General features: G+C 34.1%; 16 protein-coding genes. 3 read left to right on the forward strand and 13 right to left on the reverse strand.

Going from position 1 to position 19,644, the window contains the following annotated elements; translation table 11 throughout:
• Positions 1-22: 22 nt before the first annotated feature.
• Both trmB and FEM21_RS08115 read right to left on the reverse strand, forming a co-directional pair.
• Positions 23-700 (reverse strand): tRNA (guanosine(46)-N7)-methyltransferase TrmB, encoded by a 678-nt coding sequence (gene trmB, locus FEM21_RS08110; RefSeq protein WP_035659424.1) that lies wholly within the window; start codon positions 698-700, stop codon positions 23-25.
• Between the two features lie 101 nt (positions 701-801).
• Positions 802-2,166 carry an ammonium transporter gene (locus tag FEM21_RS08115; RefSeq protein WP_035659425.1) on the reverse strand — a complete coding sequence of 455 codons (1,365 nt, stop codon included), beginning with the start codon at positions 2,164-2,166 and terminating at the stop codon, positions 802-804.
• Between the two features lie 321 nt (positions 2,167-2,487).
• Here FEM21_RS08115 and FEM21_RS08120 point away from each other — a divergent pair, with 321 nt between their 5' ends.
• Positions 2,488-4,071, forward strand: coding sequence for a L,D-transpeptidase family protein (locus tag FEM21_RS08120; RefSeq protein WP_035659427.1), 1,584 nt, complete (start codon positions 2,488-2,490; stop codon positions 4,069-4,071).
• An 87-nt stretch (positions 4,072-4,158) separates the two neighbouring features.
• Here the strand turns inward: FEM21_RS08120 and FEM21_RS08125 are convergent, their stop codons facing one another.
• The 4 genes from FEM21_RS08125 to FEM21_RS08140 form a co-directional block, all read right to left on the reverse strand.
• Entirely contained in the window at positions 4,159-4,473 is a 315-nt protein-coding gene (locus FEM21_RS08125) for an HPF/RaiA family ribosome-associated protein (protein ID WP_035659429.1), read from the reverse strand.
• A 120-nt stretch (positions 4,474-4,593) separates the two neighbouring features.
• Positions 4,594-6,714 (reverse strand): prolyl oligopeptidase family serine peptidase, encoded by a 2,121-nt coding sequence (locus FEM21_RS08130; protein ID WP_035659430.1) that lies wholly within the window; start codon positions 6,712-6,714, stop codon positions 4,594-4,596.
• A gap of 241 nt (positions 6,715-6,955) precedes the next feature.
• Positions 6,956-9,211, reverse strand: a complete 2,256-nt coding sequence (locus tag FEM21_RS08135; RefSeq protein ID WP_035659431.1) for a TonB-dependent receptor — start codon at positions 9,209-9,211, stop codon at positions 6,956-6,958.
• 223 nt (positions 9,212-9,434) lie between these two features.
• Positions 9,435-9,785: a hypothetical protein gene (locus FEM21_RS08140; protein WP_035659432.1), complete on the reverse strand. Its 351-nt coding sequence runs from the start codon at positions 9,783-9,785 to the stop codon at positions 9,435-9,437.
• Positions 9,786-9,998: 213 nt separating this feature from the next.
• Here FEM21_RS08140 and FEM21_RS08145 point away from each other — a divergent pair, with 213 nt between their 5' ends.
• Complete coding sequence (locus FEM21_RS08145; RefSeq protein ID WP_035659434.1) at positions 9,999-10,493, forward strand: hypothetical protein; 495 nt, start codon at positions 9,999-10,001, stop codon at positions 10,491-10,493.
• A gap of 138 nt (positions 10,494-10,631) precedes the next feature.
• On the opposite strand, the gene FEM21_RS08150 is transcribed toward FEM21_RS08145, so the two are convergent.
• From FEM21_RS08150 to FEM21_RS08160, 3 genes are all read right to left on the reverse strand, one after another.
• Entirely contained in the window at positions 10,632-11,627 is a 996-nt protein-coding gene (locus tag FEM21_RS08150) for an aspartate-semialdehyde dehydrogenase (RefSeq protein WP_035659737.1), read from the reverse strand.
• Positions 11,628-11,793: 166 nt separating this feature from the next.
• The gene (mscL, locus tag FEM21_RS08155; RefSeq protein ID WP_035659436.1) at positions 11,794-12,219 is read right to left on the reverse strand and encodes a large conductance mechanosensitive channel protein MscL; all 426 of its coding nucleotides are present in this window, start codon (positions 12,217-12,219) and stop codon (positions 11,794-11,796) included.
• Between the two features lie 94 nt (positions 12,220-12,313).
• Entirely contained in the window at positions 12,314-14,758 is a 2,445-nt protein-coding gene (locus tag FEM21_RS08160) for a bifunctional UDP-N-acetylmuramoyl-tripeptide:D-alanyl-D-alanine ligase/alanine racemase (RefSeq protein ID WP_035659437.1), read from the reverse strand.
• A gap of 169 nt (positions 14,759-14,927) precedes the next feature.
• On the opposite strand from FEM21_RS08160, the gene FEM21_RS08165 reads away from it, so the two are divergent.
• A complete protein-coding gene (locus tag FEM21_RS08165; protein WP_081824669.1) occupies positions 14,928-15,536 on the forward strand; it encodes a hypothetical protein in 609 nt (202 codons plus the stop codon).
• Here the strand turns inward: FEM21_RS08165 and FEM21_RS08170 are convergent.
• From FEM21_RS08170 to FEM21_RS08185, 4 genes are all read right to left on the reverse strand, one after another.
• Positions 15,531-16,256 (reverse strand): porin family protein, encoded by a 726-nt coding sequence (locus FEM21_RS08170; RefSeq protein WP_035659438.1) that lies wholly within the window; start codon positions 16,254-16,256, stop codon positions 15,531-15,533. The two genes, FEM21_RS08165 and FEM21_RS08170, sit on opposite strands and share 6 nt — an antisense overlap.
• A gap of 98 nt (positions 16,257-16,354) precedes the next feature.
• Entirely contained in the window at positions 16,355-17,533 is a 1,179-nt protein-coding gene (uxuA, locus tag FEM21_RS08175; protein WP_201448285.1) for a mannonate dehydratase, read from the reverse strand.
• 31 nt (positions 17,534-17,564) lie between these two features.
• Positions 17,565-18,401, reverse strand: a complete 837-nt coding sequence (locus FEM21_RS08180) for an SDR family oxidoreductase (RefSeq protein ID WP_035659440.1) — start codon at positions 18,399-18,401, stop codon at positions 17,565-17,567.
• Positions 18,402-18,443: 42 nt separating this feature from the next.
• Entirely contained in the window at positions 18,444-19,607 is a 1,164-nt protein-coding gene (locus FEM21_RS08185) for a DUF4861 domain-containing protein (RefSeq protein WP_236353578.1), read from the reverse strand.
• Positions 19,608-19,644 lie beyond the last annotated feature (37 nt).

Below are 19,644 nucleotides of genomic sequence, written 5' to 3' on the forward strand. Positions count from 1 at the left end.
GTGGGTTTTAAAATTCCCGAAATTACTCTTTAATTTTAAAACGGATATAAGTAATGGCTTTGTTTATCTCTAAATATTGTTTCTCGTAAAAAGTTTGAAAAGCAGTCACTTCTTCAGGACTTCCTTCATTTACATAAACATTATGATTCGCATACAAAACCTCGTGACCTTCACCATGAAGCAATCCTAATGTATACCCATGCATAAATTCGCTATCGGTTTTAAGATTGACAACACCGTCTTTTTTAAGGATTTTTTTATACAATTGTAAAAACGATGAATTGGTCATTCTATGTTTAGTACGCTTGTATTTTATTTGTGGATCTGGAAAAGTAATCCAAATTTCATCCACTTCGTTTTCTGCAAAAATATGATTGATTAATTCGATTTGAGCACGAATAAAAGCCACATTGTGCAATCCCGTTTCTACAGCCGTTTTAGCACCACGCCAAAAACGTGCTCCTTTAATATCAATCCCAACAAAATTTTTGTTAGGATATCTTTCGGCTAAACCAACAGAATATTCACCTTTTCCACAACCTAATTCAATAACAATTGGATTATCATTCTTGAAAAAATCAGTATTCCATTTCCCTTTCAATGGAAATAAATCACCTACTACTTCTTCTCTTGTTGGCTGAAAAACGTTATTAAATGTTTCGTTCTCCTTAAATCGTTTTAATTTATTTTTACTTCCCACTGTTTTTAAAATATTTGCGCAAAATTAAACAAATATATTAAGACCAAGGGTAAGCTTTCGCAAAATATAAATGGTTATTCAATTTCAGAAATTACAACTAATTATTCGGCACATTCAATAGGAAACAAGGTTTCGTCGTGTTGTGACAAATCCAGTCCCATAATTTCTGACTCTTCAGAAACACGCATTGGGATAATTCTATTGGTAATTTTAAACAAAAAATAAGCTCCAAAAAAGGTATAAACAGAAACTAACAACAAGGCCGTCATGTGGTGACCAAAAACTTCCCATCCACCGTGAAGTAAACTGGCATCTTCTCCATGAGCAAAAATAGCTGTCAAAATCATTCCCATAATTCCTCCTACACCATGACATGCAAAAACATCTAAAGTATCATCAATTCCTTTTAAATATTTAGAATACACCACTACATTAGAAACTATAGCCGCAATAAATCCAAAAAACATACTTTCAGGAACAGTAACAAAACCAGCCGCAGGTGTAATAGAAACTAAACCTACAACCGCCCCGATACACGCACCAAGAGCAGAAACTTTTCTACCATTTATTCTGTCAAAAAAGATCCAGGTAAGCATTGCTGCAGCTGAAGCTGTAGTAGTTGTTCCAAAAGCCATCGCAGCAACACCATTAGCTTCCATAGAAGAACCTGCATTAAAACCAATCCATCCAAACCAAAGCATTCCTGTTCCTAATAAAACAAATGGAATATTTGTAGGTACGTGATTATTATTTTTTCTTTTTCCTAATACAAGAACTCCTGCCAATGCAGCAAATCCAGCACTCATGTGTACTACTGTTCCTCCTGCAAAATCTTTAACTCCAAAGAAAGAGCCTAAAATCCCTGTAGGATACCAAACCGCATGACACAAAGGAGAATAAATAAAAATACTAAACAAGCAAATGAAAAGTAAATAGGAAATAAAACGAACACGCTCCGCAAACGAACCTGTAATAATAGCAGGCGCTATAACTGCAAATTTCATTTGGAACAAAGCAAAAAGCATAAATGGAACCGTACTTGCAATAACTTTATGAGGCAAAACTCCAACATAATCCATAAAAGTAAATGACAATGGATTACCAATAAAACTATAGAAACCTTCACCAATATTAACTCCAATAGGTTCTCCAAAAGCCAGACTAAATCCGACTACAACCCATATTAGGGTAACAACTCCCATACAAATAAAACTTTGCAGCATAGTTGAAATTACATTTTTCTTTCCAACCATTCCTCCATAAAAAAAGGCTAAACCAGGAGTCATAATAAGTACCAAACAACAAGAAGTAAGCATCCAGGCCACATCAGAAGTCACAATTTGATCAACAGTGCCAAATTGAGAATGAATTGATTTAGGCTCTAAAGGCACCTGCCAAAAAAGTCCTGAAATACAAACAATACTAATAACAATAAAAGAAATGATCCAACGCTTCTCGATTTTCATAGTTTTTTACTTTAACCCATTAATTTTCGGGGGCAAATTTAAAAATAATTTACATTTCAGCCTAAATACTCTAAAAATAAAAAACTTCTCAACAAACAACCCCTTTTTAACACTAGCAACAAAAAATCAGCATAAAAAATTATCGATTCTCACAATTTTATCTCTTTTAAATGAGAAATACATTTTTTGCTTTTTCGAAAAATCCTAACAAAAAAGAACCAAACATCTAAAATATGAAAAAAAAGTTGTAAATTTTCATGAATTAAAACGGTCTAGTGGGTTTTATTTCATTTTATTAAACCTTAAAAAAACAGTTATTGCATGAAAAAAACACTTTTTGCTTTTTCGATTATTACTATGTTTATAATAAGCAGCTTATTTTCGTGCAAAAACAAATCGGAAGAAAACCAAGTCATCAAACCCGAAATTGTAATTGAAGAATACCAAAAAACATTCGACAGCACTATGGTTACTTCTTTTTTCAAAAACCATCCTTTATTCCAACAATATGAAGCAGATGTAAAAAAACTGTATCAAAAACATAACTTCCATTATGTTTGGTTTGACAAAAAAGGAATTAACGAATTTGCTAATCTTTTATACGACAAAACCAATAATCTGGAAGATGAAGGTGTTGCAAATAATGTTCCTTATAAAACCAAATTGGATTCTATTCACAACAACTTAAACGGAAACTCAAAACCTAATATCGAAACCGAACTTTTACACTCTTCTTTGTATTTTTTCTATGTTACAAATGTGTATCACGGTTTAGATTCAGAAAAATCTAAAGAAGCCGAATGGTATATTCCGCGAAAACAACAATCCTATATTAGTTATCTTGATTCGCTTTTATCAAATCCTTCGCTGATTAACAAAGAAGATAAGAATCTGTTTAGCCAATATTTTTTACTCAAAAAAGCACTTAAAAAATACCGCAAAATAGAAAAACAAGGCGGATGGAATTCGATTACTATTGACACAGCGGTTACCTCTTATAAAATTGGCGACAGCGCAACCGCCATTGCCCAGATAAGAGAACGTTTGTTTATTTCGGATGACATCAAATCTGATTCTAAAAGCGCTATTTACGATAAGGAATTATCTAAGGGAGTTTTGCATTACAAACTTCGAAGAGGTTATCTTTCAAACAGTACCATTTCAAAAGAATTAATCCGTGATTTGAATATCCCTATTAGCGAACGCATTAAAACCATTATGATTAATATGGAACGCTGCCGATGGGTTTCGAGCGATATTCCTAAATCGAAAGAATTAATTGCCATCAATATTCCTTCTTTTCAGTTATCGTATTTTAAAAACCAGGAAGTTGTTTTGCGTTCTAAAGTAGTGGTAGGAAAAACAATGAACAAAACCGTAATCTTCAGCGCACCTATGAAATACATTGTTTTTAGTCCATATTGGAATATTCCTGCGAGTATTAAAAAGAATGAAATTCTTCCCGGAATTGCTAAAAATCCTAATTATTTAGCCGAACACAATATGGAATGGAACGGCAACAGCATCAGGCAAAAGCCCGGACCAAAAAATTCTCTTGGTCTGATTAAATTTTTATTTCCAAATTCGAATGATATTTACCTGCACGACACTCCCTCTAAAGGTCTTTTTGAAAGAGAAACCAGAGCTTTTAGCCACGGTTGCATCCGTGTAGCAAAACCAAAAGAATTAGCGATGGAAATTCTAAAAGATAATCCCGAATGGACTCCTGAAAAAATTGATTCGGCCATGCATAAAGGCAAAGAAACCTGGTACACTTTAAAAGAGAAAATTCCGGTATATATTGGCTATTTTACTGCCTGGGTTGACAATGACGGAACCATTAATTTTTACAATGACATTTATAAAAGAGACGAATTATTGGCTAATTTATTGTTCAAACAATAATCTTAAACTGAATTAAAATTCACTCCATAAAAAAAGACAGTTACTACAATTAACTGTCTTTTCTTTTTATTGTTATCGAAATATATCCTAATGTGCCTTTTGTTTTTCGAATGTTGTTTCTACAGCTTTCTTAATTTTTACAAGCGCACCTCTAAAGGCTTTCTCGATACTTTCGGCATGGTCTGTTACCACAATAGACTGTAATTTTGCAGGACGGACTTCGATTAAACATTTTTTATCTTTTAAACTGAATTTCTCTCCGTTTTCATCTCCAAAATGTACTTCGATACGGGTAATTTTATCTTCAAAACGTGCCAAAGTTGTTTCTAATTCTGAAGCAAAATAAGCTTCTGATCTCTCGTTTCCCTCTACGTATTTGTCTGTATTAAATTGAATTTTCATGGTTTTCCTAGTTTATAATTATTTCTCTAAGTTAACCAACCGCAAATCAAAAAACGAATGAATTAGTAAAAAATTATGAAATAAAAAACATCTTCAGTAATTGAAAATTATCCTAAAAAACTATTTCAGACTTGGTAAAGAATCAATTCCCATATTATATAACGTAAAAGCCTGAATATCGACATTTTCCTGAATAGTTGCCGCAACTGATTTTCCGGCACCATGACCCGCTTTAACATCAATTCGAATTAAAACAGGATTGTTACCGGATTGTTTCGATTGCAATTCGGCAGCAAATTTAAAACTATGTGCCGGCACTACTCTATCGTCATGATCTCCTGTAGTAACCATAGTTGCCGGATATTGCACTCTGCTTTTCACATTATGCAAAGGCGAATAACCTTTAAGATATTCAAACATTGCTGCGTTGTCCTGAGCGGTTCCATAATCATAAGCCCATCCAGCTCCTGCCGTAAAAGTATGGTAGCGTAACATATCTAAAACACCAACAGCAGGCAAAGCAACACGAGCCAAATCAGGGCGCTGTGTCATTACAGCTCCTACGAGTAAACCACCATTTGAACCTCCGCGAAGAGCAAGAAAATCAGAAGAAGTATACCTTTCCTTTATTAAATATTCGGCAGCAGCGATGAAATCGTCAAATACATTTTGTTTTCGCATTTGCGTTCCCGCATCATGCCATTCTTTGCCGTATTCGCCTCCGCCACGTAAATTGGGTACGGCAAATATGCCTCCGTTTTCCATCCACACGGCATTAGCAATACTAAAACTCGGTGTCAGACTAATATTGAATCCACCGTAACCGTATAGAATAGTTGGATTTTTCCCGTCTAGTTTTAATCCTTTTTTATGTGTAATTATCATCGGAATCTTAGTTCCGTCTTTCGAAGTATAAAAAACCTGTTTCGATTCATAATTTTCTGATTGGAATGCCGCTTTCGATTTTTGATAAATTACTGATTTTCCTGAATTAGGATCTAACGCAAAAATAGTTCCCGCAGTGATATAATTGGTAAACGTATAATATGCTGTTTTATCTTTTTTCTTTCCGCTAAATCCACTCGCAGTTCCTAATCCCGGCAACTGAATTTCGCGAAGTAATTTACCTTTATAATCATATTGCTTTACTACCGAAACCGCGTCTTTCATGTAATGTGCAAAAATATAACCACTGCAAGTAGCTGGCTCTAAAACCTGAGAAGTTTCAGGAATTAAATCTTTCCAGTTTTCTTGTTGCGGCTTATTGAAATCTACAGCTACAATGCGCTTATTAGGCGCTTTCCAGTCGGTAACAATCAACAATTTATTTCCATCAGTATCGATTACCGTATTATCACTTTCAAAATTGCCTACAATAGTTACAATAGGATTTTCGGGTTTAGACAAATCTTTAATGTACAATTCGTTTCCATAGGTCGAAGTTGCAGCTGTAATTACCAAAAAGCGATCGTCTTCGGTAACATTTCCGCCAACATATCTACGTTTTTGATCTTCACCAAAGATAATTTTGTCTTCTTTTTGAGAAGTTCCCAACTTATGAAAATACAATTTATGCTGATCAGTTTTAGCTGACAATTCGCTACCTTTTGGTTTTTCATAGCTCGAATAATAAAAACCTTCATTTCCGTACCAGGACAATCCGCTGAATTTTACATCTACTAAAGTATCTCCAATTACTTTTTTAGTCAAAGCATCCAAAATGATGACTTTTCGCCAGTCGCTGCCGCCTTCAGAAATGGAATAAGCTACTTTCGAACCATCTTTAGAAAAAGCCAATTCGCCTAACGAGGTCGTTCCATCCTTAGAAAAAGTATTTGGATCCAGAAAAACGGTTTCCTTGCCCGAATTATCCTTTCGATATAAAACCGACTGATTTTGCAATCCGTTATTCTTGAAATAATAAGTAAAATTTCCTTCGATAAAAGGCGCACCTATTTTTTCGTAATTCCACAATTTCTCCAATCTTTCTTTTAATTGATTTCGAAAAGGAATCTGATCCAAATAAGTGTTCGTAATTTTATTCTGCGCAATTACCCAAGCCTCCGTTTCAGCTGAACGATCGTCTTCCAGCCAACGATATGGATCACTAACTTTGGTTCCAAAATAATCATCTACAGTTTGATCTTTTTTTGTTTCAGGATAAGAAATGGGCTTTGAATTTTGAGCAAATGAGGTCATTACTGTTGCTATAATTGGGATTATAAAAATTGATTTTTTCATAGTAGGTTACTATTGATTTTTACAAAAATAAGGATAAAAAATACCGCTAATACAAGTAAATTTAAAAATAAAAAAACCATTAAGAAATTAAGAAGATTAAGCATAAAACTTAATACTCTTAACATCTTAATGATTCAAATTGACTTTTTTTAACCACAAAGTTCACAAAGCAGACGCGAAGAACACAAAGCTTTGCGAACCTTGCGAAATCCTTAGTGAACTTTGTGGTTAAAAACAATTCTTACAAATTAAAATTCAATCCTAAAACAATATTTCTGCCAATATTAGGAATTCCATCCGTTTTTAATCGGGATAAATGGGCAATGTATTGCTTATCCAAAAGGTTATTAGCATTTATATTTACATCGAATGCCAATCTTCCCAGATTAACCGTTCCTCCTAATCCTATGTTTATCAAAGTATAATCTTTAGAACTGGTTTCATAACCACTCACATTATTTTGATTGAACGTAGAACTCACATTAAAAGTCGCAAAACCTTCAGTAAGCCATTTTTTAATATTAAATTCGGTTCTAATGGTATTATTCCAACTATTTGCCGGAATTAAAGGCAAATATTCGCCATTATCCTTTTTTCCTGTAACAGTTTCAAAACTGGTTTCGAAATGTAACCAATCCAACGGATGCGGATGAATATGCAAACCTACTTCGCCTCCATACAACTTTGCATTATCCTGAACATAATTAAAAACAACATTATCATCAATAACTTCGGTTGTTGGCTCAGCATAAATATAATTATTGATGTGATTGTAAAATCCGTTGATAAAAAACTCAAAATGAGAATTTTGATATTCTAAATTCAAATCGGTTTGCAGGTTTTGCTCGTTTTTCAAATTAGCATTTCCTTTCTCAAAACGATTGGTTCCGTGATGTACGCCATTGGAAGTTAATTCGGCCAAATTAGGTGCTCTAAATCCCGAAGCCACATTAGCTCTTAAAACTACAGCTTTAGCAATATTCGTTTTATATCCCAAAGAAGCATTTACACTATTGAACGATCTGTTTAAAGCTTCAAAATCACCACCGTGATGTTCGTGATCGTGGTCATGATCATCATGTTCTTCTTCGTGATGATGTTCTTCGGCTTCATGAGCTAAAGATTTTAAATTACGATTATCAAAACGCAATCCTGCCTGAATCACATTCGAATTCCACTCATAATTTGCTGTTCCAAAAACACCAAAATCATTCGTAGTAGCATCTGGAATCAAATATTCTTCTCCCGAATTTTTATTGGTTTGGTGCATTCCCTGAATTCCCACAATAGTTTCTACTTTTCCAAATTTTGGCAAATGATACTTTGCATTATAATTCAAAGTATTCAACATCATGTTGAGAGAAGCTTCGTTGCTGTCTTCAAATTCTTTTCGATTATTCGAAATATAACCCAAATCAACATCTAGTTTTGAAGTCCCAAAATAAACCACATTATTCAAACTTAACAAATGATTGAAAACGCCCTGACGCGGAAATTCGGGATTCTTACTATAAGTTTGCTCAGCTATGCCTTCTTCAGGAATCGCTAAATCTAATTTATTATAATTGTATCTGAATACCGTTGAGAATTTGGTATTGTTATAGCCAATTCCCGTCTTGAAATCCGCTTCGTTATAACGGGTATTTGTCACTCGTTCACCATTACCAATTTTATAATCGGAATGCGTGTTGTAACTTCCTCTGGCTAAAAATTTCCAATTCTCTGTCGAAGTTTTTACTCCCACCGAAGCATTACTTCCTAAAGTATTGCTGAAATATTTTTGATTAAAATTAGCCTTAAACGTATTGGCATCGGCAAATTTTTCAGGATTAAAATACAAAACGCCACCCATCGCATCCGAACCATACAATAACGAAGCCGGTCCTTTAATCACCTCGACACTTTCTACTCCGGCATCATTTAAACCCAAACCATGCTCACCACCAAACTGCTGATTTTCTAAACGAACACCCTGTGAATACACTAAAACACGATTACCGCTCAAACCACGAATTACCGGTTTTCCAATAGAAGTTCCGGTCGAAATTTGTGAAACTCCGGGAATAGTTGCCAGTCCTTCTATCAAAGTCGAAGTTCCTTTTTGCTGCAAGTTTTTGATGCTTTCATGTTCTACTTTCATGACATTTTGCGACTGCATTTTGTTAAACGGGGTAGATACAATTACCTCATCAATTTCCATAACAGCCTCTTCCATTTGGATATTTAAGACTGTTTCCTTAGTTAATTTTTCAACCAACTGATTGACCGTTTTAAAGCCAACATAAGTAAAAGCAATTCTAAAATTCCCGTTAGGCAAATTTTTAAAACTGTACTTTCCCTGAGTATCAGTAGTAGTCCCTTTGTGTAGTTCAGGCAAATAAACCGAAACACCTGGAATTGGTTGGTTCTGAGTATCAGTAAGCTTACCTGAAAGCGTATTTTGCGCCTGCAGCATAGCCGAAAACCCCAGAAATAGGGCAATAATATATTTTTTCATTGAAGATGATTGTATTATTTATTTCTCATAGTTGACAATGAGAAGTTATAAATTAAAAAACTCACTTAACAAAGCTGTTAGTGAACTAAAGTAATATTATACCTTTTAAGAGTACTGTTTGTCATTCCGACGAAGGAGAAACCTTCGTCGGTCACTCACATTGCAGAGATTCCTCCTTCGTCGGATGACAAGTTTATGGTTATATCCGGTAACTTAAATGATATTAAACCATACCTACCGGAGGTCCTCGATGGGCATACAAACTACCCGAGAAAGAAATAATAGCTTTCTGCTCTTTACTAAAAAAAGAGATGGATTTAAACTCAGAAAAGAAGTGATAACTTATGAATTTTGGATACAAACAGTTCCCAAATTCAAAATGACAAATAGCACAATGCTCAATAGTTTTGTGCTGGTGCGTGATTTCGGCTTTATTGTGTGAATGCTCATGCTGGCATACATGCTGAGAAATTTGGTCTTCTAAATGAGCATAACCATGAAAAGACTGAAACAGTATCGAGAACAATACCGCCGTTGCCAAAGTAAAACTAAATAAGAGCTGTTGCCTTTTCATTGGTTGCAAAGGTAAACAGAGGGATTTAGAAATCCTAACTTCCTAGAATTCTTAAATATTACTTTAATGTCTTTTAAATAATTTGTAAATAATTATTGATATATTTGGATTCAATTATAGTTTATATCTACCCAAAACAGGCGTATTTATTTAATTTTATAGCAGCAATAAACGAGTTATACCTCTGTTTAAAGAACTAATAACACAGAAAAAATGAATTTTAATGAACTTATTGATTTTAATTTAAACTTATTGAATGATGGTTTAGATATTCGTGCATTAGAACTAAAAAATACTGATAATGAAATGCTAAGTGACGAAAAGTCTCTAGCCTTATTTAAAAAAATGAATTCAGAGTCATTAATACACACAGATAATTTTGGTAGAATACAATTATTAATAAGAGCATATGAAATAATTGATTTAGGTGGTTGGTTAAAATATGTAAGTGATAATGAAAAATCTAGACTAGATCTTGAAAACAAAAATCTCATAAAAGAAAATTTAGAATTAGAAATTCTTAAACTACAAAAAGAAGCTGCTGAATACCAAAAATCAATAAGAGATAAAGAAGATCAAATTCGTAGCTTAACTAGAGACAACTTAAGACTTGGTAATTGGGATATTCGGTTTAGATGGTACATAGCTATAATTAGTTTTATAATTGGATTTATAATTAAACACTTTATTGAAAATCCAAAAGTTTAGTATAGTTTGATCCCAAACTCCTTGTAGCATAAGAAAACTTCAACGGCAATAAACCTACAAATAATTTTTTTAAAATTTTAAACATAAAAAAAAGCTTCTCAATTGAGAAGCTTTTCTGTCTTTATATATAACTGAGTATTATACTAAATTGTTAGCTACTAAATATTCAGCAATTTGAATAGTGTTTGTAGCAGCACCTTTTCTTAAGTTATCTGCAACAACCCACATGTTTAAAGTATTTGGTTGTGATTCGTCTCTTCTTAAACGACCAACGAATACTTCGTTTTTACCTTGAGCAAAAAGTGGCATTGGGTATTCGAATTCTTTTAAGTTATCCTGAACAATTACTCCTTCAGTACTTTCAAGAATACTTCTTACTTCGCTGATATCAAAATCATGAGAGAATTCAACATTGATTGCCTCAGAGTGTCCACCCACGATAGGCACACGAACAGCAGTTGCTGTAACAGCAATAGAATTATCACTTAAGATTTTTTTAGTTTCACGAACTAATTTCATCTCTTCTTTAGTGTATCCATTGTCTTCAAAAACATCACATTGAGGAATTGCATTACGGTGAATTTGGTATTTGTAAGCCATATCTCCGTCAACTCCGGCGTATTCGTTTTCTAATTGTTTTACCGCTTTTACACCAGTTCCTGTGATGGATTGGTAAGTAGAAACGATAACTCTTTTTACGTTGTATTTTTTATGTAAAGGCGCTAAAGCCAAAACCATCTGGATTGTAGAACAGTTTGGGTTAGCAATAATTTTATCTTCTTTAGTCAATTGATCAGCATTGATTTCCGGTACAATTAATTTTTTAGACGGATCCATTCTCCATGCAGAAGAGTTATCTACTACTGTAGTTCCTACTGCAGCAAATTTTGGTGCCCATTCTAATGAAGTATCTCCACCTGCAGAAAATAAAGCAATTTCAGGTTTCATTTCTACTGCTGTAGCTAATCCTACGATAGAATATGTTTTTCCTTGAAATTCCATTTGTTTTCCTACTGATCTTTCAGAAGCTACAAGAATTAATTCGTCCTTAGCAGTAACAAAATTTCTTTCTGCTAATACTTGTAACATTACTTCACCAACCATTCCGGTTGCACCTACAACTGCTATTTTCATAGTATATATTTTTTTATTAAATTCTAATTTAGAATTGCAAAAGTAATTAATATTCAAACGAAAACAAGCGCGTTCACAAAAAGTAACAAAAAGTTATAAATATAACATAAAAGAAAAACCATGCACATCGGCGCATGGTTTAGTTGAACATATAGTGTAGCGGTATTTATTTCTTTTCTTTCAATAAATCTCTAATCTGAATTAGCAATTCTTCCTGAGTAGGTCCGGCTGGAGCTGCAGGAGCAACAACAACCTCTTTTCTTTTTGCTTTCTCAGCAGCTCTTAATACTACAAAGATGAAAAACGAAATGATTACAAAATTGATGATTGCCTGTACTAAGTTACCATAAGTAATTACCGGAGCTTCGGCAGCTTTTGCAGCAGCTAAATCAGCATAGCTGTTTCCGTCCAGAGTAATGAATTTTTGTGTAAAATCGATTCCGCCAGTCAAAATACCTACAATTGGCATAATAACATCATCTACTGCCGAACCAACAATTTTTCCAAATGCACCGCCAATAACTACCGCAGTTGCTAAACTTAATACATCACCTTTCATTAGAGAGGCTTTAAAATCAGCGAAAAATCCCATATTTTGATACTTTTAAAATTAAACTTTGTGTTTTGAATTTCTAAATTAACATTTTTTTTAGACAAAAAACGGCTTTAAACCGAAAAAAATTGGTCTATCTATAAAATACTCTCTTAACCCTCTGAGAAATACTAGTTAATATTTCATACGGAATAGTGTGCAATTTTTCGGCTATAAAAGATACATTAGGATTTTCGCCAAAAATAATTACATCATCACCTTCGGCACAATCAATTTCGGTGACATCGACCATCAACATATCCATACAAACACTGCCTAAGATTGTTGCTTTTTGCGATTTGATGTTGACATATCCCACGCCATTACCCCAAAGTCTCGAAATTCCGTCAGCATATCCAATAGGAATCGTTGCTACTTTGGTAGGTTTATCAGCCATAAATCGTCGTCCGTAACCTACACTGTCTCCTGCGGGAATAGTTCTAATTTGCGAAATAATAGATTTTAATGTTCCTACATTTTCCAAATATTTCTGTTCATAGGCGTCATTCGAAACTCCATACAACCCAATTCCCAAACGCACCATATCAAATTGTGTATCCGGAAAATTACTAATTCCCGAAGTATTTAAGATATGTCGAATAGGATTAACATTTAACTCAGAAATAATTTTTGAAGACAATTTTTCGAACAAACGGATTTGCGAATGCGCAAAATCATAATATTTAGGATCATCACTTGTGGCCATGTGCGATAAAATACTTTGAATTTTAACCGTCGAATTTCCTTTGAGAGTTGCAATCAATTCGTCAACAGTATTTTCTTCAAAACCCAGACGATGCATTCCAGTATCAAGTTTTATATGAATAGGAAAATGTTGCAGGTTCTTTTGTTTTGCAATTTTCAGGAAAGCATACAATCCTTTTAAACTATAAATTTCGGGTTCTAAACCGTATTGAATAATAGCCGAAAAACTGGTGCTTTCGGGATTCAACACCATAATAGGCAATTTGATTCCGCCATTTTTTAATGAAATTCCTTCATCGGCAAAAGCCACACCCAGATAATCTACTTTATGATGTTCTAGCAATTTAGCTATTTCGAGTCCGCCGTTTCCATAACTAAATGCCTTTACCATTACCATGATTTTGACCTTCGATTTCAATTTCGATTTAAAGAAATTCAAGTTGTAACTTATCGCATTCAGGTTAATTTCCAGAACGGTTTCATGCGTTTTCTCTTCGAGTAAAGTCACAATTTCCTCAAACTGAAACGAACGCGCTCCTTTGATCAGAATGCTTTCATTAGAGAAATCCAACTTTTCAAAATTAGCAATAAATTCGGCTGTATTCTTAAAAGTAATACAATTCGAAAATTGCTCTTTAAATTCTGAAATGGTTTCTCCAATTCCGATAACGCGGTTAATTTTGTTCGAAACAATCAACTGCGCTACCTTAGCATACAATTGTTCGTTAGGAAAACCACTTTGAAAAATATCCGATAGAATTACCGTTTTCTTTTCAAATTGATTCTGACTTTCCAACACATCCAAAGCAATTTTTAATGACTGAAAATCAGAACTATAACTATCATCGATAATCGTACAATTATTGATTCCGTTTTTAACTTCTAGTCGCATTTCGACAGGAAAAAGCATTTCCATTCGGGATTGAATAACACTGCTTTCATATTCAAAATGCAATAAAACCATTAAACTGGAAATGGCATTTTCGATAGAAGCCTTATCTACAAAAGGAATTTTTAATTGGTACGAATTGGATTTATATAAATAAGATAAAGTTGTTTCGTTGTTTTCGGTTTCTTTTTTGAATACAAAAACATCGGCATTTTCATCTTTAAAACTCCATGAAAAAGCTTTTGTTTTAGCCGAAATATAATTTTCTATCTGAAGATTTTTTTGGTAAATCAAAACCTCAGCGTCCTGAAACAACAGCATTTTTTGCTGGATTTTTTCTTCTAAATCAGCAAAACCTTCGTCATGAGAAGAACCAATATTCGTTAAAACACCAATATTTGGTTTGATGATTTTTTCGAGCTTATCCATTTCGGCAATGGTAGAAATTCCTGCTTCAAAAATCCCTAGATTGTGTTTCTCATTAATCGCAATTACCGAAAGCGGAACGCCAACTTGCGAATTATAGCTTTTAGGACTTCGGATCACATTATAATCAGGACTCAACAAGAAATTAAGCCATTCTTTGACAATGGTTTTTCCGTTGCTTCCCGTTAAACCAATAACCGGAAAATGGAAAAGACTGCGATAATATGCTGCAAATTGCTGCAAAGCAACCAGCGTATTTTCGACAATTAAAAAATTAGCCTGATCTACACATTCGTCAGGAACATGAGTTACGACAAAATTTTGAACTCCAATAGCAATTAAATCTTTGATATAATGGTGCGCATCATTATTGGGTCCAACCAAGGCAAAAAACAAGGTTTGTTCGCTATTTTGCAAAGAACGGCTATCGATTGATATGTTATCTATTGTTGCTTCGGGATGAATTCCCTGCCATTTTGCATTGAGGATTGGAATGCTATTTTTTATTATTATACTCATCGAATTGAAAGAAGTTAAAACAAACTATACTTTATCAAAAATAAGACTTCTTTTTAAATTGAACCCACACAGAATGCGTTAAAAAAAGGGACTCAGAACAAATCTAATCCGCATGAGACAATCTCTTTTTATAAGATTCGTTATATTTGTGAGTTAAAGCTATTTTACAATGCCAAAAAAAATATTTCCTTTTTTCTCTTATTTATTTCATCCGGTTTTTATCCCGATATATGCCACGCTTTTCTATCTTTTTTCGAATCATTCGTATACTTTGAATAAAGAAAAATACCTGGTTTTACTTCAGGTAACGGTTATTACTTTCCTTCTTCCGATATTATTTTTCTTCCTGCTTAGACTTACCGGAAAAATTAGTTCTATCATGGTTCCTGAACTCTCCGAAAGGAAATTCCCTTTGATTATTCAGTGTTTTTTATTGATTCTTTTGGTTCGAAAAAGCATCACTATTGAACGTTATCCTGAACTTCATTTTTTCCTGTTAGGTGCTTTATTCAGTACACTTATTGCGCTGTTACTTTTATTTATCAATAAAAAAGCAAGTCTGCACATGATGGGATTAAGTGCTTTGACTTTTTTTGTTTTTGGATTGAGTCTGCATCATCATATCAATAATACATTCCTGATTATTCTTTTAGTTTTAATGAATGGTGTGGTGGCTTCATCACGATTAGTTATGAAAGCACACACGCCTCGAGAATTGATTATGGGAGTACTTTTAGGAAGTATTCCACAGATTATTTTTCTTTTTTTATGGTTATAAAATATAAAAAATGACTCCCACATTTACAGAGTTCATTTTTATCTTTTCTCCATCAATTTGAGCCGATTTAAAAATTGGATTCAAACCATAATAAGCATACACATTTAGCGTATTATAACCTGCTGATAAATACAATCCGTAAAGGAATTTATTAAAATCAGGATTGTTTGTAATAACGGTTTTTCCGTCTTCATTATTTAACACTGATTTGCTGTAAGCTAAATAGCTGAATTTCATTCCTCCATAAATTCTCCAGAACTTATAACTTTGATAGGTTGATGTTCGCCATCTGAATTCGATAGGAAGATCAATTAATAGCTGGGTAAATTTATTTTTATCAAAATCAGAATTTGGAATAATTTCATAAGCAGCATTTTGAGCTGTTCCGCTAATGCCTATATTTTGATTGTAATTGTTATAGCTCACGCCTAAACCGGTTGCAAAAGCTTTTGTTCTGGCTTTGTTAATTGGCATATCCCGAAGAATTCCTCCCGAAATTCCTATGGAAAATTTTTGTTGCGACAAACCAACTGGTTTTTGCTGCAAAGTATTATAAGTAAAAGCAAAATAGAACTGATCTTCTCTATATAAAGAATCGACTTTTATTTCCTGTAATTCCGGCTTAGTTATTTCTTCCTGTGCAAAAGCACTGAAAAAAGACAACAACAGCAAAATACTAAAAAATATTTTTCCTTTAAATGGGGCGAGAAGTAGATTCATTGAGTCTAAATTTAGTAATGGTAAAATTAACTGTTTTAGGATAGAACTGTTACACTATTTAAACAAAAAAGGAGCAAAAAAATTGCTCCTTTTTACTATTATTTTTGGTTTCCTCTAATTCCTCTTTCAAGACCTCTTAACTCAGCAAGACCTCTTAACCGACCGATAGCAGAATAACCCGGATTCATTTTCTTATCTAAATCATCCAGCATTTGGTGACCGTGATCCGGACGCATTGGTAATCTGTAATCAGGACGTCCATTAGCAATACGTTTTTGTTGCTCTTCTACGATTGCTTTCATTACTCCGTACATATCCACATCGCCATCTAAATGATCTGCTTCGTAGAAATTACCTTCGGCATCACGTTTTGTAGCTCTTAAGTGAATAAAGTTAATACGGTGTCCTAAACGTTGTACCATTCCAACTAAATCATTGTCTTCTCTTACACCGTAAGAACCAGTACAAAAACACAATCCGTTGCTTTTGCTATCTACAACTTCGATTAGTTGTTTGGCATCAGCCTCAGTACTTACTACCCTTGGCAAACCTAAAATAGCATAAGGCGGATCATCAGGATGAATTGCCATTACAATTCCTGCTTTTTCAGCCGCAGGAATAATTTCTTTTAAGAATTCGTATAGATTATTTCTCAACTCAGCATCGCCTATTTCAGCATAATCATCTAAAGCTACCTGCAGTTGCTCTACCGTGTAACCTTCTTCAGCTCCCGGTAATCCAGCAATAATATTTTTAACCAATAATGTTTTTTGGTCTTCGTTCATGGCTTCGAAAACCTTAGTCGCCTTAGCCACTTCTTCGGCTGTATAATCGTTTTCAGCTCCTTTTCTTTTTAGCAAAAACAATTCGAAAGCTGCAAATTCCATACGATCAAAACGCAAGGCTTTAGAACCATCTTCTACTTCAAAAGACAAATCAGTTCTTGTCCAGTCTAAAACCGGCATGAAATTATAACAAACCGTATCGATACCACAAGCTCCAAGATTCAGGATACTTTGACAATAGTTTTCAATGTACTTTTTATAATCTCCTTTACGGATTTTGATATTTTCGTGAACTGGGATACTTTCAACAACTGACCAGGTTAATCCGGCATCTTCAATTTCTTTTTTTCTTTTTTGAATTTCTTCAACTGTCCAAACCGTTCCGTTTGGAATATGGTGTAAAGCTGTTACAATTCCTGTAGCTCCTGCCATTTTAATATGAGAAAGCGGCACCGTATCTTTTGGTCCGTACCATCTCCATGTTTGTTCTATTCCCATTGTATTTTGATTATGTGTATGTGTATTAAACTCCTGAATAAGCTAAAAATCCTCCATCTACAGCAACAACAATTCCTGTTACAAAACGAGAGTCAGGATTACAAAGCCAAAGTAAGGTACTATCTAAATCATTTGGCTGACCAAAACGTCCCATTGGAGTTTGAGAAAGAATTTTATTTCCTCTTTCTGTCAAACTTCCGTCTTCGTTAGTCAATAAAGTTCTGTTTTGTTCCGTTAAGAAAAAGCCTGGTGAAAGTGCATTAACACGAATTCCTTCTTTAGCAAAATACACCGAAAGCCATTCGGTTAAATTACTAATAGCGGCTTTGGCAGCGCTGTAAGCAACCACTTTTGTCAAAGGATGAAAAGCACTTACCGAAGAGATATTCAAAATACTGCAACCTTCTCTCCCTATCATATCGGCAGCAAAAACCTTAGTTGGTAACAAGGTACCAATAAAATTAAGGTCGAATACAAAACGTAAACCTTCAGTATCTAAACCAAAAAATGTTTGCAATCCTGATGTATTATTTCTATCGAAAAAAACATCGGCAGTAGTTCCTTTTGGGTGATTTCCTCCAGCACCATTGATTAAAATATCAACTAAACCTAATTGCTCATTAATTGCCGCATGTGCTTTTCTTAAACTCGCTTCATCACAAACATCGGCTGAAACTCCTAAAGCTTTTGCGCCTGCATTATTAATTTCTTCAGCTAATTTTTGTGCTTTTACTAAGTCTCTTCCTAATATTGCTACTTTAGCTCCTTGTTTTGCTAATGCGTTTGTGAATCCAGCACCTAATACTCCAGCACCTCCGGTTATTACGACTACCTTATCTTTTAGTCCTGCAATTATGTCCATTCTAGTTTTTTTCTAAGTTTTAGCGAAACTACAAAAAAAGATTTATTTATTTCCTTTTATAGTCACCCGAAGGGGATTAGCTAACATTTTAGCCTTTTTTTGTAATAAAGCATCCCAATCTGATTCGTTCGAAATCTGACCGCTTTTTTGCCAGGCAAAACCAGCATAATAAGTTAGTTTATTTTCTTTTGGCTGGGTTACAACCAACAAATCACTACGATCTTTTTCTTTTGAAACATTCGAAAAAGCATCATTAACTAACTTTGGATTCAGTACAATTCCTTCGCCTAATAAAACGCCGTCAATCTTCTCGGCATGACGAAACCAGCCTTCTTTTTTATTGATTTTCACTTCACCTTTATTGTCATGCAGAGAAATTCCTGTGGCGTAATTTGGAATCGGTTTTTGGGAATCAATCGAAATTTCAAACTTAGAAAAATTCGAACCTAAATCCAGCGAAATCCTTTTAGTTTCCTTCACTTCATACGGACTCCAAGGTGCGTACACCAATTCGAAAACAGTACGTAATGGTCCAACAGCAATGGTTTTATAATTGACGAAATTTTTAGAAACCAATAGTTTATCATCTTCCCAAATTCCGGTTCCTCCGGTTCCACGACTTGGCCCCACCTGATACGGATCATAACCTTCGCCGTGATCAATATGATAATAGCCTGATTTTTTAGCATTCTCGGCATACCATTTATTGATAATGGGTTTATCGGTTCTTTTTAACCAAAGATCAATTCCGCTGGTTAATGTTCCTTCCGGTCTTTTTTCTTCGACTCTTTTTTGAGCATCAGGACCATAGGTTCTAAAAGCCACTTTATCATTTTCCCAGGCATAATCATCAGTTCGCTCAGGAACAAAACGGGAATAGGTTGTAATTTTACTTTCTACCAATGGAATATTCGCATCAAAAAATACCTCAAAATTAGCTTTGGATTTTGCCAAAACCTCAGCCTGAAACAACAATTCGTCAGCAATTCCGTCCTGATTGTAATCGATCCATTGTAAAACCACAAACTCAGATGTTCCTGCTTTTTTAATTCGAAGTTCCTTTTCTTTTTTCCCTTTCAGCAAATTCGAAAGTTGTTTTCCCGAAACAGATACAACTTCCTTTCGTGTGAAATCAAGGTTGTTTTTTATCGAAATTTTTGCTGATTCATTTTGGGCATTAGCCGATATTGAAAATAACAAAAACATCAATGAATACTTAAAAATTAAACCAACATAATTCCTC

This window comes from Flavobacterium seoulense (genome assembly GCF_000695795.1).
GTDB classification, from domain to species: domain Bacteria; phylum Bacteroidota; class Bacteroidia; order Flavobacteriales; family Flavobacteriaceae; genus Flavobacterium; species Flavobacterium seoulense.